At 66.0% G+C, this 23,267-nt stretch carries 23 protein-coding genes; 10 read left to right on the top strand and 13 right to left on the bottom strand.

All coding sequences use genetic code 11. From position 1 onward, the window contains the following. The first annotated feature begins 63 nt into the window (after positions 1-63). On the top strand, positions 64-1,053 hold the full coding sequence (locus O0K41_RS06770) for a patatin-like phospholipase family protein (RefSeq protein WP_164255616.1): 990 nt from the start codon (positions 64-66) through the stop codon (positions 1,051-1,053). A gap of 39 nt (positions 1,054-1,092) precedes the next feature. On the opposite strand, the gene O0K41_RS06765 is transcribed toward O0K41_RS06770, so the two are convergent. Then, complete coding sequence (locus O0K41_RS06765; RefSeq protein WP_005411782.1) at positions 1,093-1,578, bottom strand: Lrp/AsnC family transcriptional regulator; 486 nt, start codon at positions 1,576-1,578, stop codon at positions 1,093-1,095. Between the two features lie 125 nt (positions 1,579-1,703). Between O0K41_RS06765 and phhA the strand changes: the two genes are divergently transcribed. Beyond that, complete coding sequence (phhA, locus tag O0K41_RS06760; RefSeq protein ID WP_164222884.1) at positions 1,704-2,597, top strand: phenylalanine 4-monooxygenase; 894 nt, start codon at positions 1,704-1,706, stop codon at positions 2,595-2,597. Between the two features lie 110 nt (positions 2,598-2,707). Here the strand turns inward: phhA and O0K41_RS06755 are convergent, their stop codons facing one another. Beyond that, positions 2,708-3,763, bottom strand: coding sequence for a LacI family DNA-binding transcriptional regulator (locus tag O0K41_RS06755; RefSeq protein ID WP_049450083.1), 1,056 nt, complete (start codon positions 3,761-3,763; stop codon positions 2,708-2,710). Positions 3,764-4,001: 238 nt separating this feature from the next. Here O0K41_RS06755 and O0K41_RS06750 point away from each other — a divergent pair, with 238 nt between their 5' ends. From O0K41_RS06750 to O0K41_RS06735, 4 genes are all read left to right on the top strand, one after another. After that, positions 4,002-4,592, top strand: coding sequence for a cysteine dioxygenase family protein (locus O0K41_RS06750; protein ID WP_005411799.1), 591 nt, complete (start codon positions 4,002-4,004; stop codon positions 4,590-4,592). A gap of 113 nt (positions 4,593-4,705) precedes the next feature. Beyond that, positions 4,706-5,344, top strand: coding sequence for a bifunctional 4-hydroxy-2-oxoglutarate aldolase/2-dehydro-3-deoxy-phosphogluconate aldolase (gene eda, locus O0K41_RS06745; protein ID WP_099481684.1), 639 nt, complete (start codon positions 4,706-4,708; stop codon positions 5,342-5,344). A 96-nt stretch (positions 5,345-5,440) separates the two neighbouring features. Then, positions 5,441-6,469 carry an alcohol dehydrogenase AdhP gene (gene adhP, locus O0K41_RS06740; protein ID WP_033833528.1) on the top strand — a complete coding sequence of 343 codons (1,029 nt, stop codon included), beginning with the start codon at positions 5,441-5,443 and terminating at the stop codon, positions 6,467-6,469. 167 nt (positions 6,470-6,636) lie between these two features. Beyond that, positions 6,637-7,029 (top strand): hypothetical protein, encoded by a 393-nt coding sequence (locus O0K41_RS06735; RefSeq protein ID WP_005411776.1) that lies wholly within the window; start codon positions 6,637-6,639, stop codon positions 7,027-7,029. A gap of 71 nt (positions 7,030-7,100) precedes the next feature. On the opposite strand, the gene ligD is transcribed toward O0K41_RS06735, so the two are convergent. From ligD to O0K41_RS06720, 3 genes are all read right to left on the bottom strand, one after another. Beyond that, positions 7,101-9,587: a DNA ligase D gene (gene ligD, locus O0K41_RS06730; protein WP_164222882.1), complete on the bottom strand. Its 2,487-nt coding sequence runs from the start codon at positions 9,585-9,587 to the stop codon at positions 7,101-7,103. Between the two features lie 3 nt (positions 9,588-9,590). Further along, complete coding sequence (locus O0K41_RS06725; protein ID WP_005411774.1) at positions 9,591-10,511, bottom strand: Ku protein; 921 nt, start codon at positions 10,509-10,511, stop codon at positions 9,591-9,593. Between the two features lie 164 nt (positions 10,512-10,675). Continuing rightward, positions 10,676-11,074: a hypothetical protein gene (locus tag O0K41_RS06720; protein ID WP_088435810.1), complete on the bottom strand. Its 399-nt coding sequence runs from the start codon at positions 11,072-11,074 to the stop codon at positions 10,676-10,678. Positions 11,075-11,221: 147 nt separating this feature from the next. Between O0K41_RS06720 and O0K41_RS06715 the strand changes: the two genes are divergently transcribed. Next, positions 11,222-11,560 carry a hypothetical protein gene (locus O0K41_RS06715; RefSeq protein ID WP_005411772.1) on the top strand — a complete coding sequence of 113 codons (339 nt, stop codon included), beginning with the start codon at positions 11,222-11,224 and terminating at the stop codon, positions 11,558-11,560. Positions 11,561-11,640: 80 nt separating this feature from the next. On the opposite strand, the gene O0K41_RS06710 is transcribed toward O0K41_RS06715, so the two are convergent. Next, a complete protein-coding gene (locus tag O0K41_RS06710) occupies positions 11,641-13,734 on the bottom strand; it encodes a TonB-dependent receptor (protein WP_164222879.1) in 2,094 nt (697 codons plus the stop codon). 171 nt (positions 13,735-13,905) lie between these two features. Here O0K41_RS06710 and O0K41_RS06705 point away from each other — a divergent pair, with 171 nt between their 5' ends. The 3 genes from O0K41_RS06705 to O0K41_RS06695 all read left to right on the top strand — a co-directional run bounded on the left by O0K41_RS06705 (position 13,906) and on the right by O0K41_RS06695 (position 17,177). Further along, complete coding sequence (locus O0K41_RS06705) at positions 13,906-15,108, top strand: amino acid aminotransferase (RefSeq protein ID WP_308304471.1); 1,203 nt, start codon at positions 13,906-13,908, stop codon at positions 15,106-15,108. A gap of 233 nt (positions 15,109-15,341) precedes the next feature. Next, positions 15,342-16,358 (top strand): class 1 fructose-bisphosphatase, encoded by a 1,017-nt coding sequence (locus tag O0K41_RS06700; RefSeq protein ID WP_012478654.1) that lies wholly within the window; start codon positions 15,342-15,344, stop codon positions 16,356-16,358. A 108-nt stretch (positions 16,359-16,466) separates the two neighbouring features. Beyond that, positions 16,467-17,177, top strand: coding sequence for a 2OG-Fe(II) oxygenase (locus O0K41_RS06695; RefSeq protein WP_049450077.1), 711 nt, complete (start codon positions 16,467-16,469; stop codon positions 17,175-17,177). 578 nt (positions 17,178-17,755) lie between these two features. Here O0K41_RS06695 and O0K41_RS06690 read toward each other — a convergent pair. The 7 genes from O0K41_RS06690 to exbB all read right to left on the bottom strand — a co-directional run bounded on the left by O0K41_RS06690 (position 17,756) and on the right by exbB (position 23,241). Continuing rightward, positions 17,756-18,847, bottom strand: a complete 1,092-nt coding sequence (locus O0K41_RS06690) for a PA0069 family radical SAM protein (RefSeq protein ID WP_123959303.1) — start codon at positions 18,845-18,847, stop codon at positions 17,756-17,758. Between the two features lie 101 nt (positions 18,848-18,948). Then, a complete protein-coding gene (locus O0K41_RS06685; protein WP_005414976.1) occupies positions 18,949-19,692 on the bottom strand; it encodes a pyridoxine 5'-phosphate synthase in 744 nt (247 codons plus the stop codon). A gap of 9 nt (positions 19,693-19,701) precedes the next feature. Further along, positions 19,702-19,971, bottom strand: a complete 270-nt coding sequence (locus O0K41_RS06680) for a hypothetical protein (protein WP_164222876.1) — start codon at positions 19,969-19,971, stop codon at positions 19,702-19,704. A gap of 40 nt (positions 19,972-20,011) precedes the next feature. Then, entirely contained in the window at positions 20,012-21,472 is a 1,461-nt protein-coding gene (cls, locus tag O0K41_RS06675; RefSeq protein WP_149500584.1) for a cardiolipin synthase, read from the bottom strand. 102 nt (positions 21,473-21,574) lie between these two features. Beyond that, a complete protein-coding gene (locus O0K41_RS06670; RefSeq protein ID WP_005411740.1) occupies positions 21,575-21,988 on the bottom strand; it encodes a biopolymer transporter ExbD in 414 nt (137 codons plus the stop codon). Positions 21,989-21,991: 3 nt separating this feature from the next. Further along, on the bottom strand, positions 21,992-22,417 hold the full coding sequence (locus O0K41_RS06665) for a biopolymer transporter ExbD (RefSeq protein WP_005411739.1): 426 nt from the start codon (positions 22,415-22,417) through the stop codon (positions 21,992-21,994). 62 nt (positions 22,418-22,479) lie between these two features. Next, the gene (gene exbB / locus O0K41_RS06660; RefSeq protein ID WP_005411738.1) at positions 22,480-23,241 is read right to left on the bottom strand and encodes a TonB-system energizer ExbB; all 762 of its coding nucleotides are present in this window, start codon (positions 23,239-23,241) and stop codon (positions 22,480-22,482) included. Between the last annotated feature and the right edge of the window lie 26 nt (positions 23,242-23,267).

Genomic DNA, 23,267 nt, shown 5'->3' with positions numbered 1-23,267 from the left:
CCCCGCCACGGCTTCGGTATGCTGGCGCCCTTTCCTGAATCCGGCGCCGCGAGCGCACTGCCGATGAGCCTGTTCCGCCCCCGCATGCTGCTGTCCGTCGCCCTGATCGGCCTGCTGGCCGGCTGCGGTGGCGATCCGGTCCGCCCTACGCCGCCGGCGCCGACCGTGGTGCCACAGGCCAAGCCGGTGAAGATCGGCATCGCACTCGGCGGTGGCGCGGCCAAGGGCTTTGCCCACATCGGCGTGATCAAGATGCTGGAGGCCAATGGCTTCGAACCGGCGGTGGTGTCCGGCACCAGTGCCGGCAGCGTGGTCGGCGCGCTGTACGCCAGCGGCATGGACGCGTTCCAGATGCAGAGCAAGGCGGTGGCGCTGGATGAAGCCAGCATCCGCGACGTGCGGCTGTTCTCCGGTGGCCTGGTGCAGGGCCAGAAGCTGCAGGACTACGTCAACGAACAGGTTGCCAACCGTCCGGCCGAACGCCTGAAGAAGCCGTTCGCCGCCGTCGCCACCCAGCTGGAAACCGGCGAGCGCGCGATCTTCGTGCGCGGCAACGTCGGCCAGGCGGTGCGTGCGTCGAGCAGCATTCCCGGCGTGTTCGAACCGGTGAAGATCGGTGGTCGCAACTACATCGATGGCGGTGTGGTCAGCCCGGTGCCGGTGGATGCCGCGCGCCAGCTCGGCGCCGACTTCGTGATCGCCGTGGACATCTCCAGCAAGGCCAGCGGCAAGGCGCCGACCGACATGCTGGGCATCGTCAACCAGTCCATCTCGATCATGGGCCAGCGCCTGGGCGAACAGGAACTGGCACGCGCCGACATCGTCATCCGGCCGAAGGTGCTGGACATCGGCGCTGCCGATTTCAGCCAGCGCGGCACGGCGATCCTGGAAGGCGAAAAGGCCGCGATGGCCGCAATGCCGCAGATCCGCGCCAGGATCCAGCAGCTGCAGCGTGCGCGTGCTGCGGCCGCTGCACCGGCGCCGGTGGCTGCCCCCAAGTGCGAGGAAGCCTCGCGCCTGGGCAAGCTGATGGGCCGCAAGGACAAGTGCTGATCCCTTGATGCCTGGCCACCGGGCATGCCCGGTGGCCGCTCAGGACTCCAGCTGCGAAAGCGGCAATGCCTGGAAGCCCTTCACCGTGCGCAGCACGAAGCTGGAGTTGGCATCGGCCACGCCACCGGCGTTGAGCAACCGGTCCAGCAGGAAGCGCGAGAAGTGCTCCAGGTCGCGCACGTAGACGTGCAGCAGGTAGTCCATGTCGCCGGTCAGCGCATGGCAGGCCACCACCTCGTCCCACGCTTGCACGCTGTCCACGAAGTGGCCGATGGCGGCCTGGTCGTGCTTTTCCAGCTGCACGCGCACGAAGGCCTGCAGGCCCAGCCGCAGCTGCCGCGGCTCCAGCCGCGCGCCATAGCCGACGATCACACCCTCGCTTTCCAGCCGCTGCAACCGCCGCAGGCAGGCCGAAGGCGAAAGATTCACCCGCGCCGCCAGTTCGGCGTTGGTGGCGCGCCCATCCCGCTGGATTTCAGCCAGCAGGCGTATATCCGTGCGATCAAACTGGACTTCTCCGGCCATTGTTGCCCCGCAACATGGTGAGTACGCAAGGATATTGCGCCAACAGGGCCAACGGGCGCAACGTTTGCAACCCTGTTGCGCGCGCTCTGCCCTAGCATCGTAGGCATCCCGTCAAGGAGTGCCCCATGGACCTCGCCCAGCCCCGCCGCGTCGAACACCAGCAGACCGACAAGGGCTACGTGCCGGTGTACACCACCGCGCTCGTCGAGCAGCCGTGGGACACCTATACCGCCGACGACCACGCCACCTGGAGCACGCTGTACCAGCGCCAGCGTGAGCTGCTGGTCGGCCGCGCCTGCCAGGAGTTCCTGGATGCACAGGACGAGATGGGCATGAGCGCGCACATGATTCCGCGCTTCGACCAGCTCAACGAAGTACTGGGCGCCGCCACCGGCTGGACCCTGGTCGGCGTTGAAGGCCTGCTGCCGGAACTGGATTTCTTCGACCACCTGGCCAATCGCCGTTTTCCGGTGACCTGGTGGATCCGTCGCCCGGACCAGATTGATTACATCGCCGAGCCGGACCTGTTCCACGATCTGTTCGGCCACGTGCCGCTGCTGATGAACCCGGTGTTCGCCGACTACATGGAGGCGTACGGCTGTGGCGGCGTCAAAGCCCATGCGATCGGCCCGGACGCGCTGCAGAACCTCACGCGCCTGTACTGGTACACGGTGGAATTCGGCCTGATCGACACGCCCGAGGGCCTGCGCATTTACGGCGCCGGCATCGTGTCGTCGAAGGGCGAGTCGCTGTACTCGCTGGAATCGGCCGCGCCCAACCGCATCGGCTTCGACCTGCAGCGGATCATGCGCACGAAGTACCGCATCGACACCTTCCAGAAGACCTACTTCGTCATCGACAGCTTCGAACAGCTGATGCAGGCGACGTCGCCGGACTTCACCCCGATCTACGCGGCACTGTCTGATCAGGCGCATCTGCCGGCAGGCGATGTGCAGGGCGATGACCGCGTGTTCCAGAAGGGCACCGGTGAAGGCTGGGCCGACGGCGGCGACGTGTAAGCACACGGCGTACAGCGCTTCGCATTGAAGGGAAAACGGCGCACCTGGATGCGCCGTTTTCGTTGTTGCCTGCCTGCGCCATTGCAGCGGCGCAGGCGAGGGCAGGGCACTCAGGCGTCCACGGCGCGGCAGGAACCACGCACCATCAACTGCGGATGCACGCTGGCTGCGGTCGGCGCATCCGGCAGATCGGTCTGCACCAGCATCGCTGCGGCCATGCGGCCGATGTCGGACACGTGGCGGCGCACCGAGGTCAGCGGCGGCCACAGCCGCGAGGCCAGCGGGCTGTCGTCGTAGCTGACGATCGACAGCTGCTGTGGCACGGCAATACCCGCACGCAGCGCGACCTGGTAGACACCGGCCGCCATCTCGTCGTTGCCGGCGAAGATCGCACTGGGGCGTTGTCCGCCCAGCAGCAACCGTTCGGCGGCATGCACGCCGGATTCGAAGGTGTCGCCCGCTTCCAGCACGCGCTCGCCCGGCAAGGTCAGCCCCACCTGGGCCAACCGGTCAAGGAAGCCATGGGTACGCTCACGCGCCGCGCGCCGGTCACCCGGTCCGGCGATCACCGCGATGTCGCGGTGGCCGAGCGAGAGCAGGTAGCCCGCTGCTGCTGCCGCGCCATCGCGATCGTGGGTGACCACCGCCTGCACGTCTTCTTCCGACGCATGCGCGTTGATCCGCACGTAGCGGCAGTCGATGTCGTCCAGCATCTGCGCGAGTGCAACCGATTCGGATGCACGCGGGCCGAGGATCACCCCATGCAGCTTCTGCTGCTGCACGAAGCGGCGCACGCCCTGCGCGCACTCCGGGTCCTGGCTGTCGCAGGGATGCACCACCAGCTCATAGCCGGTGCCGCGCAGCGCTTCCAGCGCGCCGTGCTGCAGGTCGACAATGCATTGGGCGCCGGGGTCGTCGTACACCAGCCCGATCAGGAAGGAACGGCGGAACGCGAGTCCGCGCGCCAGGGGGTCGGGCACGTAACCGACCTCGCGCATCAACGCCTCGACCTTGTCGCGGGTGTCTTTGCGCACCAGCGGCGAGTTGTTGATGATTCTTGAAACCGTTTTCTTGGAAACTCCCGACAGTCGTGCGATGTCGTTGATCGTGGCAGCCTTGCCTTTCGATGCCGGCAACGCGGCATCGCTCATATTTCGCACTGACATGTATAGAACCAGGTAAGTCGGAGAATTCTAGCCTTGCGCCCGTTGGGCGCGAAGTTGCGGAATGTCGCAGCTGGAGCGGCACAGATCGTGTTCGACACGTTCCACCGCGTGAGGTTCCATTGTGATCGCTCTACTGCGTTTGCATCTGAACCGTTTTTCACGCGTGCTTGCCATGAATGCGGGTGCCACGCGCGCGAACACCAACATTCCCTTAACCATGCTCCGCTACAGTCGGGGCATGGACCTGCAGACTTCTCCGTTTCCGGCGTTCCGTGGCCGCGACCGGTTGATCGCCGCAGTCGACGCGGCGATGACCTCCGGTGATGCCGGGCGCATCACCGCCGACCTGCAGCTGGCGCTGCAGGAAGCCATCGCGGACAGCCGCATCGAGCTACCCGAATGCGTGCACCGTCCGGTCAGTGATCATTACGCGCGACGCCCGCTGTACCACAGCCAGGAACACGGCTACAGCGTGATTGCCATGAGCTGGGGCCCAGGGCAGGGCACGCCGCTGCACGACCACGATGCCATGTGGTGTGTGGAGGGCGTGTGGTTGGGGGAACTGGAGATCACACGTTACGAGCTGCTGGAGTGCGCCGGCGAACGCTGGCGCTTCCGACGCCACGCCGCGCTGCGCGGCGGCTGCGGCAGCGCCGGCAGCCTCATTCCACCTCACGAATACCACACCCTGCGCAATGCCAGCGATGAAGCCCTGGCCATTTCGGTGCATGTATACGAAGCGCCGATGGAACGTTCCGCGGTGTTCGACCCGCTTGGGGGTGACTGGTACCAGCGCCGCATCCAGGCACTGCAGGCCGACGCAGTCTGAATCCGCCGCAGGGCAGGGTACCAGCACCTTCGCAGCGCGCATGGCATCATGCGCCGCTGCGCTGCCGGACCCGGCGGCGATCCGCGATGCCCCATCGGGCAAGGAGCAAGACCATGTCCAGCGCTGATCCGCGCCTGCGCGCGCTGTTGAAGCTGGCACCGGTGATTCCGGTGTACACCCCCGAAGATGTGAATGAGGCGGTCGAAGTGGCCCAGGCGCTGTTCCGCGGCGGCCTGCCGGTGATCGAAGTGACGCTGCGCACGCCGCAGGCGCTGGATGCGATCAAGGCCATGGTCGAGGCCGTGCCCGATGCTGTCATCGGCGCCGGCACCGTGCTCAACGCCACGCAGATGCAGGCGGCGAAGCAGGCCGGCGCGCGCTTCGCGGTGTCGCCCGGTGCAACGCCGGCGCTGTATGCCGCCGCGCGCGATGCCGACCTGCCGTACCTGCCCGGTGCCGCCACCGCCTCGGACCTGATCCTGGGCCTGGAGCAGGGCACGGACACCTTCAAATTCTTCCCGGCGGTGCAGGCCGGTGGCGCTGCGTTGCTGGCGGCCTGGCACGGCCCGTTTGCCGACGTGCGCTTCTGCCCGACCGGTGGCATCAGCGCGCAGACCGCGCCGCAGTTCCTGCACCTGCCCAACGTGCTGTGCGTGGGCGGCTCGTGGCTGACCACCCCGGCGCTGCTGCAGACCCGTGACTGGGACGCCATCGAACGACTGGCGCGCGAAGCATCGGTGCTGGCCAGCTGAACCTGCTGCACGGATCTTCAAAGGTTTGATCGTGATCAAAGCGCCGGCCTCGAGCCGGCGTCATTCTGTGGGCAAGCGCACTGCGGAGATCCGAACATGCAATCCACCATGAAGGCCGCCGTCGTGCGCGAGTTCGGCAAGCCGCTGGTCATCGAGGAAGTCTCGGTACCGCGCCCGGGGGCGGGCGAGGTGCTGGTCAGGATCGAGGCCTGTGGCGTCTGCCACACCGACCTGCACGCCGCCGAGGGCGACTGGCCGGTGAAACCGAACCCGCCATTCATCCCCGGCCACGAGGGCGTGGGGCACGTCGTGGCCGTGGGAGGCGGGGTAGGGCACGTCAAGGAAGGCGACAGGGTCGGCATCCCCTGGTTGTACTCGGCGTGTGGCCATTGCGAACACTGCCTGGGTGGCTGGGAAACGCTGTGCGAGACGCAGCGCAACACCGGTTACTCGGTCAACGGCGGCTTCGCCGAGTACGCACTGGCCGATGCCAACTATGTCGGCCTGCTTCCGAAGGAAGTGGGCTTCGTCGAGATCGCGCCGGTGCTGTGCGCCGGCGTGACCGTCTACAAGGGCCTGAAGGTGACCGACACCAAGCCCGGGGACTGGGTGGCGGTTTCCGGCATCGGTGGCCTGGGCCACATGGCGGTGCAGTACGCCCGTGCGATGGGCCTGAATGTGGCTGCGGTGGACGTGGACGACAACAAGCTGGCATTGGCCCGGCAGCTCGGCGCGCAGATCACCGTGAACGCGCGTACCACCGATCCGGCCGCATTCCTCAGGAAGGAGATCGGCGGCGCGCACGGCGCTCTGGTCACCGCAGTGTCGCCCAAGGCGTTCGAACAGGCTCTGGGCATGGTCCGCCGTGGCGGTACCGTTTCGCTCAACGGCCTGCCGCCCGGCAACTTCCCGCTGGACATCTTCGGCATGGTGCTCAACGGCATCACCGTGCGCGGCTCGATCGTCGGCACCCGGCTGGATCTGCAGGAGTCACTGCAGTTCGCCGCCGAAGGCAAGGTCGCAGCCACGGTCAGCACCGACCGCCTGGAAAACATCAACGACGTGTTCGCGCGCATGCACGCGGGCACCATCGAAGGCCGCGTGGTGCTCGACTTCGCCGCCTGACTGCCTGTGCATGGCCGCCGCTGCTCCGTACCCCTCTCCCCCGGGCACGGCGGCCATGCCTAGCCAGCGGTCGGGCCGCCCGGGGGCCGCAAAACCCCCCGTCGGGGCGGTAGGGCCGGCCGCTGGCCGGCAACGCGGGCACTCTGTGGCAGCCGTACAATACGCGCATGCCTGGCCTGCTCAAGACCCTGTTCCTGTCCATCGTCGCCCTGATCGGCGGCGTGCTGTCGCTTGCGCTGGTCAGCAGCGTCGCCGGCTGGCTGCCGCCGTTGCTGGGCCTGTCGCCGGACAGCAACAGCGTGCAGCTGGGGTGGGACCTGGCCTTCAGCGTACTCGGTGGCGTCGCCGGCATTTCCTTCGCCACCTATTACGCACCGTGCTGGCCGCGTTCACATGGCTTCTCGATCTGGTCGCTGATCGCGCTGGGCTGTGGCTACGCGATGTGGACGGCGGGTGCGGACTTCCCGTTCTGGTTCGTCATTTCGCTGTTGGCATCGCTGCCGTTGCAGCTGCTGGTGGGCTGGTGGTTCGGCCGCCGCCCCTCGCGCGATCTGCGCTGAGCGCATGCAGGTCGTGCCGGCCGCGGGCCGGCAACCTCAGCCATCCTGCAGTTGCCGGCCAGCGGCCGGCACTACCGCTTCAGCGACGGCAGCGTCTGCTTCAGCCGCGCGATGCCCTGCCATGGGTCACCCTTCAGCCGCTTGGCGCGCGCCAGCGCCTTGGCCATCGGAAACGCGTCGGCCGCACTCACCCGGGCCAGTTCTTCCCAGCGCAGCGGCACCGCCACGCCGGCAGCATCGCGCGCGCGCAGCGACCACGAACACACGCTCGTGGCACCGCGTGTGTTGCGCAGCCAATCGATGAAGATCACGCCGCCGCGCTTGGCCTTGCTCATCGTCGCCACGTAGCGATCAGGCTGCTCCAGCGCCATTGCCTGCGCGAACGCCTCGCAGAACGCCTTGGCCTCGTCCCAGCCAGCCTTGGGCTGCAGCGGCACCACCACGTGCACGCCCTTGCCACCGGACAGCCGCACGAAGCTCTGCAGGCCCACCTCCTGCAGGCGGTCACGGACATCGCGCGCAGCGGCCTTCACCTGTGCCCAGCTCACCCCTTCGCCGGGGTCAAGATCGAACACCAGACGATCCGGGTGCTCGGGATCGGCCACGGTTGCGCCCCACGGATGCAGTTCCAGGGTGTTCATCTGCACCAGCTGCAGCAGGCCCCGCGCATCGTCGACGTAGACGTAATCCTCGCGGCCGCTCTTCTGCTGCAGGGGTACCGCATGTACCGCGTCCCCCAGGCCGGGGCCATGGTGCTTCTGGAAGAAGCAGGCCTTGCCCACGCCGTCCGGGCAGCGCAGCAGTGACAGCGGACGTCCGGCAATCTCGGGCAGGATCCAGCGCGCCATGCGCTGGTAGTAGTCGGCCACGTCACCCTTGCGCAGTTTCTGCCTTGGAAACACCACCCGCTCCGGATGAGTGATCTCGACCTCGCCTCCGGTTTCGGTATCTGCGGTGCTCATTCCCAGGTCCTCCTTCCGCTTGTCGCTGCGCAGTCGCTTGAAACTGGCCTGGCGCAGCAGGCCTTCCTTGCCCCAGCCACGGAAGGCCACCTCGGCCACCGCCACCGGCTTCACCCAGCGTACGCTGGCAGCGCGGAACGGCACATGCGCCGGCAGCTGCAGCACGGGCGTCTTCACCGCCAACGGCTGCAGTGCCTTGAGCAGCGCGCGCAGGCTTTGGTCGTCGAAACCGGTGCCAACGCGGCCCACATAGCGCAAGCCGCCCTTGTCCGGCGTCGCCAGCAGCAGCGAGCCGAACCCCACCCGTGAACCCTTGGGTGCCGTGTAGCCGACGATCAGGAACTCGTCGGTGTCTTCGTGCTTCACCTTCACCCAGCTGCGCGCGCGGGTATTCACGTACGGGGCATCCACCTGCTTGCTGACGATGCCTTCGAATCCGGCCTTGCCACTGGCAACGAACACCTGCGGGCCATGGTCGATCACGTGCTCGCTGAAGGCCAGGGTGCCAGGCGCGGGCCCAATGAGCTCTTTCAGGAGTGCTTTGCGCTCCAGCAACGGCGCACGACTGATATCCGCTCCAGCCACGCCCGGAAGATCGAACACGATGTAGCGCAGCGGTTGCTTCGAACTGCCGTCGATCACCCGCTGCAACGCTGCGAAGTCACTGCGTCCTTCCTTGTCCAGAACCACCAGTTCGCCGTCCAGGCGTGCATCGGGCACCGGCAGCGCCTGCACGGCCTGCACCACTTCGGGAAAATCATCGGTCCAATCCAGACCATTGCGGGAGCGCAGCCTGACCTCGCCATCGTGCAGATCAGCCAGCAGGCGATAGCCATCCCACTTGATTTCGTGAAGCCAGCGGTCGCCGTTCGGCGCACTGTCGCGATGATCGGTCAACTGCGGTTTGAATGCATGGGGGTAGGGTGCGTCACGTGCGCCGTGCAGTTGCAGCGCGCGTGCATGCCAGCGCACATCGGCCTTGCGTGTTGTCGTGCGTGCGACGGGTGCAGCTCGCGCCGTCTTGTCCGCGGAACGCTTCTTCGCCGCAGGTGTTCGTTTCGGCATCGGTGCCGTCAGCAGGTCATCCGCCTCCGCGTCACGCGCTTCCCCGTCACCGCGCTTGATCAACAGCCACTGCACCTGGCGTCCTTTCATCGCGGTCCGCACCAGCTTCCAGCCACCGGCCAGGCGTTGTCCATGCAGCACGAAGTCGATCTTGCCCGCCGCCAGTGCCTGCAGTGGATCGCCTTCACAGGCCCAGGTGCCGTGATCGAAGACTTCCACGTGGCCCGCACCATAGTGGCCTTCAGGAATGTCTCCCTCGAAACCGGCGTAGGACAGCGGATGGTCTTCCACTTCCACGGCCAGCCGCTTTTCACCGACGCGCAGGGAAGGCCCCTTGGGCACCGCCCAGCTCTTCAGTACGCCGTCCATTTCCAGGCGGAAGTCATAGTGACGCGAGCTGGCATGGTGCAGCTGGATGACAAAGGTCGGCCGCTGCTTCGGGTCGCCCGGTGTGGGCTTGTCGTCGGGCTCCGTTGTCTGCCCGGCGCCACCGCCAAGCCGGCGTTTGCGCCGATACTGGTGCAACGACATGGCTCACCCCGCCTTGCGTCGGGGTGCGGTCTTCTTTGCAGCCTTCTTCGTTGTCTTCTTTGCGGCCTTCTTCACTGGCGACTTGGCGGCTGCTTTGCGCGTTGCGGCCTTCTTCGCTGGCGTTCGCTTGTTCGCATCCAGGCTCTTCTGCAGCAGCGCCATGAAGTCGACCACATTGGTGCTGGCGTCCTCGCGCGGTGCCGGCTCATCGTCCACCCGCGTGGTGCCGCCCTTGGATTTGATGCGCTTGTTCAATACCTGCTGCAGGCGCTCGCGGAATTCATCGTGGTACTGCGACGGATCCCAGTCGCCGGCCATCGACTCGATCAACTGCTCGGCCATCGCCGTTTCCTTGCTGGTGATGCGATAGTCGGACAGTTTGCCGGTGGGCAGCTTGTAGTCCTCGGGATCCACCAGTTCCTGCGGATAGCGCAGGATCATCAGCACCAGCGCGTCCTCATGCGGCATCACCGCGCACAGGTATTCGCGCGTACGCACCACCACCCGCGCGATGCCCACCTTGCCGGTGCTGCGCAACGTTTCGCGCAGCAGCACATAGCCCTTCTCGGCCTTCTTGCCGGGCACCAGCAGATACGGTTTCTCGTAATAGCGCGGGTCGATCTGCGCCGCATCCACGAATGATTCCACCTCCACCGCTTCGTGGCTTTCAGGCGCGGCCGAGCGGATATCACCTTCCTCCAGCACGACATAACTGCCCTTGTCGTACTCATAGGCTTTGACGATGTCCTTCCAGGGCACCTCCTCGCCGGTGTCGGCGTTGACCCGTTCGAAACGGATCGGCTTGCGGTCGCGGGAATCGAGCATGCGGAACTGCAGGTCGACCTTGCGTTCGCCGGACATCAGCGACACCGGCACGTTGAGCAGGCCAAACGACAGCGTGCCGGTCCAGATCGGGCGGGCCATGGGCGTACCTTTGGCGGGGCAGGGCATCCAGCTTCGGATGGGCGGTGTAAACCACCCGTGTCGATACCGTGCACGTGGGTTCTACGCAGATGCGGTAGTGCCGGCCGCTGGCCGGCAGAGCTCGCGGCCTGAAGTTTCCTGGGGTTGCCGGCCAGCGGCCGGCACTACTGCAGCAACGGCCTCACCGCCGCCGCCGGAATATGGTCCAGCGCGCGCCAGGCGTCTTCCACCACCGGCCGCGCCTGCGACCAGCCCAACCGTGACTGCCCGCGCATCTGTTCCCAGTGCTCGGCCAGTTCCTCGCAGGTATCGGCGGCATCACCGCGTGGCCAATCCGCAGCATGCGTGGTCAACGCGAAGGCATACACCGGGCATAGGTCGCGCCAGTTCCGGTGGCTCTGCCCGCGGCGCTCCTCGTAGTCGTTGAGCATGTACTGCAGGTAGTCCTGCGCCACCGCCTGGGGGTCTTCATGGCGACGCGTACGGCGCTGCGCGCTGCGCTGACCGAGCGGATCGAGCAGGGCGTTGAACACGGACGGTGCGGGTCGTTCAAGACGGGGCATGGCCGGCTCCTGCAGCGGGGGCGGGTGGGCAGGAATACGCGCGGTGCCGTTACCGGGGGGTGAGCGAGATGTTCATGACGCCAGGTTCGCAACGGCTTTACCTGCGGGGCGGTGTAGTGGAATCCCCCCAAGGGCAGGTACCAGACCATGAGCCGAGAGACCTCGCGAGACCCGCTGCGGGAGAACCACCCGCCCATTCCCGGCGAGCAGCGCGGCAAGCGCGATGCCGACAACGCCGACTACCGCGGCACCGGCGCGCCGTTCTTCGATGCCGAGCACGACCACCTGCCGGTGAAGCACGAGGCTGAACAGGCGGCCCAGGACCGCAAGGATGGCGGCGACCGCCATCGCGGTGGCCAGGAGAGCCCGCTCAAGCGCCGTGAACGCAAGCAGCGCGCCAGCGACAACCAGGACGAGGCGCTGGAGGAGACCTTCCCGGCCAGCGACCCGACCTCGCCGTTCGTGCCAGCCAAGGCCCCCGACTGACCGGTAGTGCCGGCCGCTGGCCGGCAACCTCCTGACGTCGTGCACGGCGCGATGCCGGCCAGCGGCCGGCACTACCCCTTTCAGCGCCACGACCATTGCAGGCCGACGTTGGCTCGCCGTCCCGGTCCCGGCTCGTAGAAGCGACCATTGCCGTCATTGACGATCACCGAGCCGATGTAGGCCTGGTCCAGCACGTTCTCCAGTCGGGCGAAGGCGCGCAGCTCGCCGCCCGGCAGCGTCCATCGACGGCCGGCTTCCAGGTGCAGCAGGGCGTAGCCCGGCGCGCGCTCGGTGGCCACGTCATTGACCACGGTATCGCTGCTGGCCATTGCCTCCAGCGCCCACTGCCAATCGGCAGGGCTCCACTGCAGCCGGGCGAAGGCCTGCTGGCGCGGCACGCCGGGCAGACGGCTGCCTACAGCGACCAGGGTGTTCGAGGTCAGGTACGGCGAGCGCACCTGCGCCTGCAGCCAGGTCCACGCCAGCTGCAGTTCCAGGTGCTCGGCCAGCGGCTGTCGGTACTGCAGCTCCAGCCCCTGGCGGCGGGTGCGGCCAATGTTGCGGTAGGTGCTGCGTCCGCCGATATTGCTGGCAACGGCCAGCTCGTCGTCGGTATCTGCACGGAACAGGCTGATATCGAGTTGGTTGCCATCCTGTGCGTGCCACTTGCTGCCAACCTCGATGGAGCGGCTGCGCGCGGCGGCCAGATCCAGTGCCAGCCCGGCTTGGCCGTCGGCGCGATAGCCCAGTTCGTTGAAGGTGGGGGTCTCGAAACCACGCCCCACGGCCGCGTGCAGCCGCCACTGCGGGCTGGCCTCGAAGCTGACGCCTGCCACCGGCGTGGTCGCCTGGTAGCGGCGGTGGCCACTGTCGTCGGGGTTGGCGCCGACGATGTAGCGGTCATTCGATTCGAATCGCACGGCGCTGTGGCGCAGCCCGGCCAGCAGCGACCAACGCGGGCTCCATTGCCACCAGGCCTGGGTGAACTGATCCACGTTCTGCACGACGTCGATCTGGTCACGACGCAGCCGCCCACGCACGCCCAGGGCGCTGCCGATGAAGTTCTCGAAGCCGGTGCGGTGCTGGCGCTGGCGGTCGGCGCTGAGCCCGGCTACCAGGTCCAGCGGTCGCCCGGCCAGATCACCGTGCCAGCCCCAGCGCGCGTCCAGCCCGCCATAGCCGCCCTGCAGATCGATCACGCCGCCGGCATGCAGCGGGCTGTTGGTCTGGGGTGCCGGCGGAATCGGCAGGTACTGGCGTACCGCGCGCTGGCCGGCATAGCCCATCAATTGCCAGCGCTGCGCTCCCGTTTCACGGGTCCAGCGCAGGCCGGCCTGCTGCTGGCGCACGGTTTTGCGGGTGTTGTACTGGTGCGCGACTGCCGTGGCCTGGCGCGGATCAGCCGCCACCTGGGCACGGGTCAGGCCCAACGGATCCTGCGCATCGGGGGCGTCAAGCGCATTGAGCAGCAGCTCCAGCCGCCCACCGCCCAGCTCTCCACCGATGCGTGCGTTGAGCGATTCACGGCGCGCGCGGCTATGGTCCCGCCAGCCATCGGTGCGGAAGTGATTGGCGGCGATGTTGTAGTCCAGCACTTGACCGGCACCCTTCAGCTGCGCACCGACACTGAGCGTGTTGTCGGCGCCGGCATTCACGCGCAACCGCCACGGGTCGCCGGCCTGGCCCTGCGCGCTCCAGACCTGCAGCACGCCGCCGGAGGAATTGCCGTACAACGCCGAGAACGGCCCGCGCAGCACCTCGATGCGCTCGGCGCCCAACAGGCTGGCATGCGACAGCTGACCCTGGCCGTCAGGCATGGTCGCCGGCACCCCGTCGATCAGCACCCGCACCCCGCGCACGCCAAAGGTCGAGCGTGCGCCGAAGCCACGAATCGACAGCTGCGTGTCCTGGGCGAAGTTTTGCCGGTCACGTGCCAGCAGTCCGGGGACCCCGGCCAAGGCCTCAGACAGCTGCGCACCGGTGCCCGCGCGGCTGGCGTCGATCCAGACCGTGTCCTGGCTGGCCGGCAGCGCGAACGGATCGATGCCCGGCACCCGGGCGGCCTGTACCTGCACCGCAGGCAGGGCGGTGGGCGCAGGCTCGGCCACCGCCGTCCAGGGCGACAGCAGCAGGGCGGACAGCGGCAAGCAACGGCGTCGTGCGGCGGGATTCATGATTCAGGTTGATGGATCGGGCGGCAACGCACGCCATGGTACGGGGCCGCGGATGACGATGGCGGCGGCCAGCCCCGGCAGGCTTTGTTACGATGGGCTGTTTCCGGCCGAAAAGCCGCGGACCGCGTAGCGCACTTCCTCCCCCTTTCCGTCTACCGAACGAGTACCGCCGTGTCCTTCTTTGCAAACGTGGAACTGGTCCCAGGCGACCCGATCCTGGGCCTGACCGAGGCGTACAACGCCGACAGCCGCCCGACCAAGGTCAACCTGGGTGTGGGCATCTACTACGACGAGAGCGGCCGCATTCCGCTGCTGCGCGCCGTCAAGCAGATCGAGCAGCAGCTCGCCGCCGAGGCCAAACCGCGCGGCTACCTGCCGATCGATGGCCTGCCGGCGTACACGCAGGCCACGCGTGAGCTGGTGTTCGGCAAGGACTCGCCGCTGCTGGCCGCCGGCCGGGTCACTACCGCACAGACCGTCGGCGGCAGCGGTGCGCTGCGCGTCGGCGCCGACGTGCTGAAGAAGCTGCTGCCGCACGCCACCGTTGCGCTGAGCAACCCGAGCTGGGAAAACCACCGTGCGGTGTTCAGCGCCGCCGGTTTCGACGTGCTGGATTACACCTACTTCGACCCGGCCACCCATGGCGTCGATTTCAACGGCATGCTGGCCGACCTGGGCAAGCTGGAAGCCGGCACCGTGGTACTGCTGCATGCCTGCTGCCACAACCCCACCGGTGCCGACCTCATGGTCACCCAGTGGAAGCAGGTCGCACAGCTGCTGAAGGAAAAGCAGCTGTTCCCCTTCATCGACATGGCCTACCAGGGCTTCGACAAGGGCATCGAGCAGGACGGCGCCGCCGTGCGCATCATCGCCGAAGCCGGCATCGACAGCTTCATCGTCGCCAACTCGTACTCCAAGTCGTTCTCGCTGTACGGCGAACGCGTGGGTGCGCTGTCGATGGTGGCACCGACCGCCGCTGACGCCAAGGCGGTGCAGTCGCAGGTCAAGCGCGTGATCCGCACCATCTACTCGAGCCCGTCCACCCACGGTGCCGCGCTGGTGGCCGGCGTGCTGACCAACCCGGAACTGCGTGCGATGTGGGAGCAGGAGCTGACCGAGATGCGCGAGCGCATCCACGCCCTGCGCCAGGGCCTGGTCGAGAAGCTGGCTGCCGCTGGCGCGCCGCAGTTCGGTTTCATCAACGAACAGGCCGGCATGTTCTCCTACTCCGGCCTGAGCCGCGAGCAGGTCGAGCGTCTGCGCGACGAGTTCGGCATCTACGCCGTCGGCACCGGCCGCATCTGCGTGGCCGCGCTGAACCAGAACAACCTGGAATACGTCGCCAAGGCCGTGGCCACCGTCGCCAAGGGCTGAAACAACGCTCCAGTAGCTTGAAGACAAAGGCGCCGAAAGGCGCCTTTGTTTTATTGCTTTTGCTCTTGCCTTTGCCATCCCCACCGCGCTCGCGGCGAACCCTGAAGCGCGTGGGAGGGGGAGGCGCCACGAGTGCAACGCATCTGGAAACGATTACGCCTTCCCGCGCTCACGCACGGCCCCGCCATACGGGCGACAATAGGCGTTTTCCCGCTGCCGAGACCTGCCCGCTCATGTCCCGTACTTCGTTGACCCGCTTCCTGATCCAGGAACAGCACGCCGGCCGCATCAACGCCGACCTGCGCCAGCTGATCGCGGTCGTCGCCCGCGCCTGCACCAGCATCTCCATCGCCGTCAGCAAGGGCGCCCTCGGTGGCGTGCTGGGCGATGCCGGTACCGGTAACGTGCAGGGCGAGGCGCAGAAGAAGCTGGACGTCATCAGCAACGAGATCCTGCTTGAAGCGAACGCCTGGGGTGGCCACCTCGCCGCGTGCGCCTCGGAGGAAATGGACCACAGCCAGCCGGTGCCGGACATCTACCCGCGCGGTGATTTCCTGCTGCTGTTCGATCCCCTCGACGGCAGCTCCAACATCGACGTCAACGTCTCCGTCGGCACCATCTTCTCGGTGCTGCGCTGCCCGACCAATGTCGAACTGCCGGGCGACGACGCCTTCCTGCAGCCGGGCAGCAAGCAGATCGCCGCCGGCTACTGCATCTACGGGCCCAGCACCCAGCTGGTGCTGACCGTCGGCCATGGCACCCACGCCTTCACCCTGGACCGTGAGAAGGGCGAGTTCGTGCTGACCACCGAGAACATGCAGATTCCGGCGGCTACCCAGGAGTTCGCGATCAACATGTCCAACCAGCGCCACTGGGAAGCACCGATGCAGGCCTATGTCGGCGATCTGCTGGCGGGCAAGGAAGGCACGCGCGGCAAGAACTTCAACATGCGCTGGATCGCCAGCATGGTCGCCGACGTGCACCGCATCCTGACCCGCGGCGGCATCTTCATCTACCCGTGGGACAAGAAGGATCCGTCCAAGGCCGGCAAGCTGCGCCTGATGTACGAGGCCAACCCGATGGGCCTGCTGGTCGAACAGGCCGGCGGCGCCGCCTGGACCGGCCGCGAGCGCATCCTCGACATCCAGCCCGACCAGCTGCACCAGCGCGTGCCGGTGTTCCTGGGTTCGCGCGAGGAAGTGGCCGAAGCCGTGCGCTACCACCACGCACACGACAACGCACAGGGCTGACGGCCTATCGCCTGACAGCGGTCATGGCAGAACGAGGACATGACCGTGGGGTGACACCGAGGGCGGCAAACGGCACCATCAAGCCGTTGCCGCCTAAGGAATGCACGCATGCACGAGCAGGGCCCGGTCGATTTCATCGAGGTCATCCACAACGCGGTCCCCAGCGAGGTCTGCGCGGCGATCGTCGAGCGCATGCGGGCGGCGCGTGGCCTGCAGCCCGGTGCCGTGGGCAGTGGCGTGTTCCCGGAACTCAAGCACAGCAAGGATCTGCGCATCAGCGGCCTTGATGGCTGGCAGGATGTGGACCATCAGCTGCAGCACGCGGTGTTCAACGGCCTGCTGACTTATCTACGCCGTTATCCACAGGCGTTGATCGCCCCGCTGATGTTGCAGATCCAGGACAGCAACGGCCAACCGCGACGCCTGTCTGCCGAGGACTTTCCTGACATGCCGCAGCAGCAGCTGGCCGACCTGGCCCGCACCTGCCTGCGCCCGGGCGCCATCAACCTGCAGTGGTATGCGGCGGGCGAGGGCGGTTATCCGTACTGGCACTGCGAGCTGTACCCCAAGGATGCGCAGGCCGAGACCCTGCACCGGCACGTGCTGTGGACGCTGTACCTCAACGACGAATTCGAAGAGGGCGAAACCGAGTTCCTGTTCCAGGGGCGGAAGATCGCACCACGCACCGGCAGCCTGCTGATTGCGCCGACGGCGTTTACGCATACCCATCGTGGCAACAGGCCGCAGGGTGGGGACAAGTTCATCGCGACGAGTTGGATTCTGTTCCAGAGCGCGCAGAAGTTGTTTGGGGGAGGGTGAGAGGCCCTTGAGGTATGCGCGTTCCTACATGAAAAAAATCGCGTTCTCACCTCAGTCGACGTGACCCTCTAAACTGAGAATTGGAAATCTCATATGTCCCTGAGGAATTCCATGCTCGTTGAACGTCCTATTAGAATATCTAGATCTAAGCCATGAATTCAGCTCGTCCGCATGAAGGACGTGCTTCAACTCATACACAAAAGACCCATTGCGTTCCCTCCATTCCCGTGAATGGACCTGTAGTGTTGGATCGCAAAAGAAGGATCTGTGTTCGAGATCGCAGATCAACCACGCATGTGGAACTCGCTCACCTCGATCTGCAAGTAAGAATCCAAGCGCATATCTTATGCGTTTGATGTCACCCATCGCTCTTGAAAAATCGTTCTCACATTCAGAGAGAATCGTCGCAACTCCGCTATTGAATAGCACTGTCGCTTTTCTATCGGGTAAATGTCGCTCAATGCCCAAAGAAATGTATCGCCAACTCTGGTTGAAAGCACGCCCTTACCTACTCTGCCAAGCAAGTCGGTAATATTAGCTCTTCCAACGACATGCTTTGTAACCGCGCCGAAAGCACCTTAGAACAACGACCTCTGCGGCGATTCTTTGCGCGGCGGCAACGGCTTCACGAACCGGCTGCAATCCAGCTTCGGCCAATGGCTGTTCTGCGCATTGAAGCCGAGACGCTTTCGCGCCAGCTTGAAGCGGTTGTTCAACAGATCGGCATACACGCCCTGGCCACGCATGCGGGTGCCGAACTGGCTGTCGTAATCCTTGCCGCCGCGCAGCTGCTGGATGGTGCTCATCACGTGCGCAGCGCGATCGGGATGATGGGTGTCCAACCAATCGCGGAACAGCGGGGCCACTTCCAGCGGCAGGCGCAGCAGCACGTAGCCTGCGGTGCTGGCGCCAGCATCGTGCGCGGCCTCCAGCACGGCTTCCAGTTCGCTGTCGTTGATCCACGGGATCACCGGCGCCACCATCACACCCACCGGAATGCCCGCTTCATGCAGGCGCTTCATCGCACGCAGCCGTGCATGCGGCGCCGACGCGCGTGGCTCCAGCTTTGCGGAGAGATGCGGGTCCAGCGAGGTCACCGAGAAATGCACGCTGACCAGGTTCTCCGCCGCCAGCGGTGCGAGCAGATCGATGTCACGTTCGACCAGTGCGTTCTTGGTGATCAGCGAGAACGGATGCTTGGTTTCCAGCATCACTTCGATCAGCTGGCGGGTGAGCTTGAACTTGCGTTCGATCGGCTGGTACGCATCGGTGTTGATGCCCAGCGCGATCGGTTGCGGAACGTAGCCCGGCTTCGACAACTCCTTGCGCAGCACCTGCGGCGCATTGGTCTTGGCGAACAGCTTGGTCTCGAAGTCCAGGCCTGGCGACAGGTTCAGATAGGCGTGCGAGGGGCGCGCGAAGCAGTAGGAGCAGCCATGCTCACAACCGCGGTACGGATTCACCGATTGGCTGAAGCCGACGTCCGGTGAGGTGTTGCGGCTGATGATGCTGCGTGCGGTCTCGGCACGTACTTCAGTGCGCAGACGTGGGGCGAGGAATTCCTCGCTCTCATCGACTGCCCAGCCGTCGTCCACCGCCTCGCTGACGGTGCTTTCAAAGCGCCCGGCAAGGTGGGACGTGGAACCTCGGCCCTTGATCGCGATACCCATTGCGGCAGGTTACGCCGCAGCCGTCTCAATGGCTGCGACGGCTGCCTGAAGGGTTCAGCGCGGTGCTGCGTCGAGCATGGCTCAACGCTACAGGGGAGCGGTCAGAGCAACGCCAGGTACCCGCGCACGGTGGCATCCAGCCCGTCATACAGCGCCTCACCGATCAGCGCGTGACCGATCGACACCTCCAGCACGTCCGGCACGTGGGCCAGGAAATCGCGCAGGTTGTCCTGTGACAGGTCGTGCCCGGCGTTGACGCCCAGGCCCACCGCCTGCGCCCGCCGCGCCGCAGTGGCGAACAGTTCCAGCATCGCCGCAGCGTCTCCGGCCGCGTGTGCTTCGGCGTAGGGGCCGGTATACAGCTCGACACGATCTGCACCAACGTCGGCCGCCTGCTCCAGCAGTGGGTTGCCAGCATCGACGAACAGGCTGACCCGGCAGCCCATCGCCTTCAGTTCGGCGATCAGTGGTCGCAGCCGCTCGGCATCCCGCTCGAAGTCGAAGCCATGGTCGGAGGTGATCTGTCCATCGCCATCCGGCACCAGCGTCGCCTGCGCCGGGCGGGTCTGCGCGCACAGCGGCAGCAGGCCTGGGTAGCCCTCGCGCGGCGGCGCGAATGGATTGCCTTCGATGTTGAATTCCACGCCACGCGCGCGGGTCAGCGTGGACAGCGCCAGCACGTCCTCGGCGGTGATATGGCGGCGGTCCGGCCGCGGGTGCACGGTGATGCCATGTGCACCGGCATCCAGGCAGGCCTGGGCGGCGCGCACCACGTCCGGTTCGGCGCCGCCGCGCGAATTGCGCAGGACGGCGATCTTGTTGACGTTGACGCTGAGCTGGGTCATGGAACGGAACTACTTGGAAAGAGGGGACGGATCGTGGTCGTTGGCGTCGACATTGCGGCGGGCCTGGGCCTGCTCGCGCAGGCGGCGCAGCTCCTCGGCATCGACAAGGGTGGCAGGGTCCCGCTGAAGGTCGCCGAAGCGGGCTACATAGCGACCGCGCACCCAGGCCAGCAGGAAGGCGAGGGCGGCCAGCAGGCACAGGGTCATCAATGCAGCGCTGGGGGTCTTCAGGGCGAAGACGAAACAGCCCAGCGCCAGCAGCAGGTACAACCAGTACATAGTCGGGCTCCCCGGATGATCGCCGCAGTGTAGCGCTGCGTCAGAGCAGCGGCGAGGCCAGCCGGGCGAAGGCCTCGGGCAGGCGGTGCAGCCACAGCGAACGGCCAGCCTGGTCGTGCACGCGGGTGGCGCGGTCGAACTCGCCCTGCAGCAGCCCGGCCAGAGCGGCGACGCGGTCACGGTCGCTGATCATCATCGACAGCTCGAAGTTCAGGCGGAAGCTGCGGTGGTCGAAGTTGGCGCTGCCAACGATGCAGACATCGTCGTCGGCGATGAAAGCCTTGGTATGCAGCATGCGCGGGCCGTACTCGTAGATCTTCACCCCGGCGTGCAGCAGTTCGTCGAAATAGGAGCGCGCGGCCTGGGTGACAAACCAGGAGTCGCTCATCTTCGGCACCAGCAGGCGCACGTCCAGTCCACCCAGTGCCGCCGAAGTCAGCGCCATCCGCGCCGCTTCGCCCGGCACGAAGTAGGGCGTTACCAGCCACACGCGCTCGTGTGCTTCCTGGATGGCCGCCACGTGCAGGCGGTGGATCGTTTCCCAGCCCGAGTCCGGGCCGGAGACCAGCACCTGGGCGTTGATCGCACCATCGCCGCGCAGCGGCATGTCGGCCGGCCACAGACGGGCAATGTCCATGCGCGAGGGATCCTGGCCACTGGCATAGAGCCAGTCCTCGGCGAACACCAGCTGCAGGCTGCGCACGACGTGGCCGCGGATGCGCATGTGCAGGTCGCGGTAGGCGTTCGGCTTGCGGCTCTCGTCTTCATCGTCGGTGATATTGATGCCACCGGTGAAGGCCAGCCGGCCATCGACGATCACCAGCTTGCGGTGCGTACGCAGGTTCAACCACGGCCGCTTGAACGGCTTCAGCAGCTGCCGCGGATGGAACCAGACCGCCTCGCCACCGGCATCGATCAGCGGCTGCAGGAAGCGGCGAGGCAGGGCGGAAGAACCCACTGCATCCAGCAGCAGGCGCACCTGCACGCCGGCACGGGCGCGCTCGACCAGGGCGTCGCGCAGGGCGGTGCCGGCATGGTCCGGATTGAAGATGTAGTACTCCAGGTGCACGTGATCGCGAGCCTGCGCCACCGCTTCCAACAGAGCGGCGTAGGTAGCGGCACCATCCACCAGCCAGTTCACTTCGGTCGCGCTGCTCGGCGCCAGGCCGGTGGTGGCCTGCGCGATCTTGGCCAGCTCGGTGCAGTCGGCATCCGGTGGGCAGACATCGCTGTAGTGCTCCATGCCCGAACGTGCGCGTCCGCGGCGCAGCCGTTGCCGCTTCACCTTCTGCGGGCCCAGCAGGTAGTAGATGAACAAGCCGAGGTAGGGCAGCAGCGCCAACGACAGGATCCAGCTCAGCGTGGCGACCGGCTCACGCTTCTGCAGCATGATCCAGCCCGCCAGCGCGAACAGATACAGCAGGTAGGCCACCGCCAGGATCGAGCCAAGGTGGGCGATGCCGTCGAGCCAATGACGCAGGGAGTCGAAGAGGGCGAGCATCCGCCGATCATAGCGGTCCAGGCCGGCAGGCATAAAAAAAAACGCCCCTGTCTCCAGGGGCGTCTGCAGTCGCGTCATGACTGTTGTGTTGCGGTGTAGCGATTACTGCTGCACAAAACCGATCTTCTTCATCTGAGCATTCTTCGCGGCGGCCAGAACCTTGGCCATCACGTCGTACTCGGAATCCGGGCTGGCGTCGATGCGCAGTTCCGGCTGGTTGGTCGGGTCACGCTGGACCTCCTGCTCCATCCGCTGCTGCAGCTCGCTGGTATTGATCGGGCTGTTGTTCCACGAGACCTGGTTGCTGGCGTCGATCTTCAATTCGATCGGCGGCGGCGGTTCGACCAGCTGCGGCGGTGGGTTGAGCACGCGCTGCGGCAGGTCGACGGCGATCGGGTACGTCATGATCGGCGCGGTCACGATGAAGATGATCAGCAGAACCAGCATCACGTCCACGAGGGGCGTGACGTTGATGTCTGCCATGGGGCCCTTGCCACCACCACTACTGAATGCCATGGCTTATTGCCCCTTTTCTTTGGTCGCGACGAAGCCGACGTCCAGCATGCCCTGCTCCTGCGCGACCTTGGTCAGGTCGTTGATGACGCGCATCTTGGTGGTGCGGTCACCACGCAGGTTCAGCGGCGGCTGCGGGGTCTGCTGGGCGGCGGTCGCCAAGCGCGACTCGAGAGTCTGCTTGTTGATTTCTTCGTCGTTCCAGTAGATCGAGCCGTCTTCCTTGACTGCCAGGGTGATCGGTCCGGAACGCTTTTCAGCGTCTTCCGGCTTCTGGATCAGGTTGGCTTCCGGCAGATCCACCTTGACCTTGTGGGACATCAGGGGCGCCGTGATGATGAAGATGATCAGCAGCACCAGCATCACGTCCACGAGGGGCGTAACGTTGATGTCGGCCATGGGGCCGCCGCTGTTACCACTACTGAAAGCCATAACGGGCTCCGTCTAGATCTTGGTGACTACTTACGTTCGTCGCTGGGTGACGCGCGCCGCAATTAGCGGACGCGCGAGCCGGTGGCGAAGAAGTCGTGCAGGTCGTGCGCGAAGGTATCGAACTTGCTGATGGTCGCGCTGTTGATCTTGCTGAAGAAGTTGAAGGCGAACACGGCCGGGATCGCGACGAACAGACCGATCGCGGTCATGATCAGCGCTTCACCCACCGGGCCGGCAACGGCGTCGATCGAAGCGGAGCCGGTGGCACCGATCTTGATCAGGGCGCCGTAGATGCCCCACACGGTACCCAGCAGACCGACGAACGGAGCGGTCGCGCCGACGGTGGCCAGCAGGGTCATGCCCGACTGCAGCTTGTTGCTTTCGCGGGTGACGGCCTGACGCAGGGCGCGGTCGACGAACTCCGAACGGCTCAGGTTCTCACCCACGCCGCCGGTGGCGCCGCCTTCAGCGCGCTGGTGGTGCGCAGCAGCCTGGGCAGCGTCCAGAGCGATCTTCGAGAACGGCTCCGAAGCCGGCTGCTCTTCCATGGCACGGATGGCGTCCTGCGCGTTCGGGGTATCCCAGAACAGGCTGACGACGCGATCAGCAGCGCTCTTCAGGCGGGTCGCACGGAAGATGTTGATGACGGTCCAGTACCAGGACATGGCCGACATGGCGATCAGGGTCAGCAGCACGACCCAGGAAACCGCGAAATCACCCGGCTTGGTGGTCATTTCGTGGATCAGGTGCTCGAAGCCCATCTGCGACAGGGCGTTGGACGGATTGCCCCCGGCAGCAGCGGCGATGAAAATTTCCTGCAGCATGACGCTTACCTTTGTTGTGTGTGGTG

The sequence above is a fragment of the Stenotrophomonas sp. Sm2128 genome (assembly GCF_030985535.1).
GTDB classification, from domain to species: domain Bacteria; phylum Pseudomonadota; class Gammaproteobacteria; order Xanthomonadales; family Xanthomonadaceae; genus Stenotrophomonas; species Stenotrophomonas maltophilia.
This window is presented reverse-complemented; position numbering and strand designations above follow the sequence as displayed.

What these genes read in the sequence shown, in the direction of transcription:
- adhP (WP_033833528.1), top strand. Translation starts at nt 5,441, where the DNA reads ATGCAATCCACCATGAAGGCCGCCGTCGTGCGCGAGTTCGGCAAGCCG.
- O0K41_RS06670 (WP_005411740.1), bottom strand. Translation starts at nt 21,988, where the DNA reads ATGGCATTCAGTAGTGGTGGTGGCAAGGGCCCCATGGCAGACATCAAC.
- O0K41_RS06755 (WP_049450083.1), bottom strand. Translation starts at nt 3,763, where the DNA reads ATGTCAGTGCGAAATATGAGCGATGCCGCGTTGCCGGCATCGAAAGGC.
- O0K41_RS06690 (WP_123959303.1), bottom strand. Translation starts at nt 18,847, where the DNA reads ATGGGTATCGCGATCAAGGGCCGAGGTTCCACGTCCCACCTTGCCGGG.
- exbB (WP_005411738.1), bottom strand. Translation starts at nt 23,241, where the DNA reads ATGCTGCAGGAAATTTTCATCGCCGCTGCTGCCGGGGGCAATCCGTCC.
- cls (WP_149500584.1), bottom strand. Translation starts at nt 21,472, where the DNA reads ATGCTCGCCCTCTTCGACTCCCTGCGTCATTGGCTCGACGGCATCGCC.
- O0K41_RS06695 (WP_049450077.1), top strand. Translation starts at nt 16,467, where the DNA reads ATGCACGAGCAGGGCCCGGTCGATTTCATCGAGGTCATCCACAACGCG.
- phhA (WP_164222884.1), top strand. Translation starts at nt 1,704, where the DNA reads ATGGACCTCGCCCAGCCCCGCCGCGTCGAACACCAGCAGACCGACAAG.
- O0K41_RS06700 (WP_012478654.1), top strand. Translation starts at nt 15,342, where the DNA reads ATGTCCCGTACTTCGTTGACCCGCTTCCTGATCCAGGAACAGCACGCC.
- O0K41_RS06735 (WP_005411776.1), top strand. Translation starts at nt 6,637, where the DNA reads ATGCCTGGCCTGCTCAAGACCCTGTTCCTGTCCATCGTCGCCCTGATC.
- O0K41_RS06765 (WP_005411782.1), bottom strand. Translation starts at nt 1,578, where the DNA reads ATGGCCGGAGAAGTCCAGTTTGATCGCACGGATATACGCCTGCTGGCT.
- O0K41_RS06725 (WP_005411774.1), bottom strand. Translation starts at nt 10,511, where the DNA reads ATGGCCCGCCCGATCTGGACCGGCACGCTGTCGTTTGGCCTGCTCAAC.
- O0K41_RS06665 (WP_005411739.1), bottom strand. Translation starts at nt 22,417, where the DNA reads ATGGCTTTCAGTAGTGGTAACAGCGGCGGCCCCATGGCCGACATCAAC.
- ligD (WP_164222882.1), bottom strand. Translation starts at nt 9,587, where the DNA reads ATGTCGTTGCACCAGTATCGGCGCAAACGCCGGCTTGGCGGTGGCGCC.
- O0K41_RS06715 (WP_005411772.1), top strand. Translation starts at nt 11,222, where the DNA reads ATGAGCCGAGAGACCTCGCGAGACCCGCTGCGGGAGAACCACCCGCCC.
- O0K41_RS06685 (WP_005414976.1), bottom strand. Translation starts at nt 19,692, where the DNA reads ATGACCCAGCTCAGCGTCAACGTCAACAAGATCGCCGTCCTGCGCAAT.
- O0K41_RS06750 (WP_005411799.1), top strand. Translation starts at nt 4,002, where the DNA reads ATGGACCTGCAGACTTCTCCGTTTCCGGCGTTCCGTGGCCGCGACCGG.
- eda (WP_099481684.1), top strand. Translation starts at nt 4,706, where the DNA reads ATGTCCAGCGCTGATCCGCGCCTGCGCGCGCTGTTGAAGCTGGCACCG.
- O0K41_RS06710 (WP_164222879.1), bottom strand. Translation starts at nt 13,734, where the DNA reads ATGAATCCCGCCGCACGACGCCGTTGCTTGCCGCTGTCCGCCCTGCTG.
- O0K41_RS06680 (WP_164222876.1), bottom strand. Translation starts at nt 19,971, where the DNA reads ATGTACTGGTTGTACCTGCTGCTGGCGCTGGGCTGTTTCGTCTTCGCC.
- O0K41_RS06770 (WP_164255616.1), top strand. Translation starts at nt 64, where the DNA reads ATGAGCCTGTTCCGCCCCCGCATGCTGCTGTCCGTCGCCCTGATCGGC.
- O0K41_RS06720 (WP_088435810.1), bottom strand. Translation starts at nt 11,074, where the DNA reads ATGCCCCGTCTTGAACGACCCGCACCGTCCGTGTTCAACGCCCTGCTC.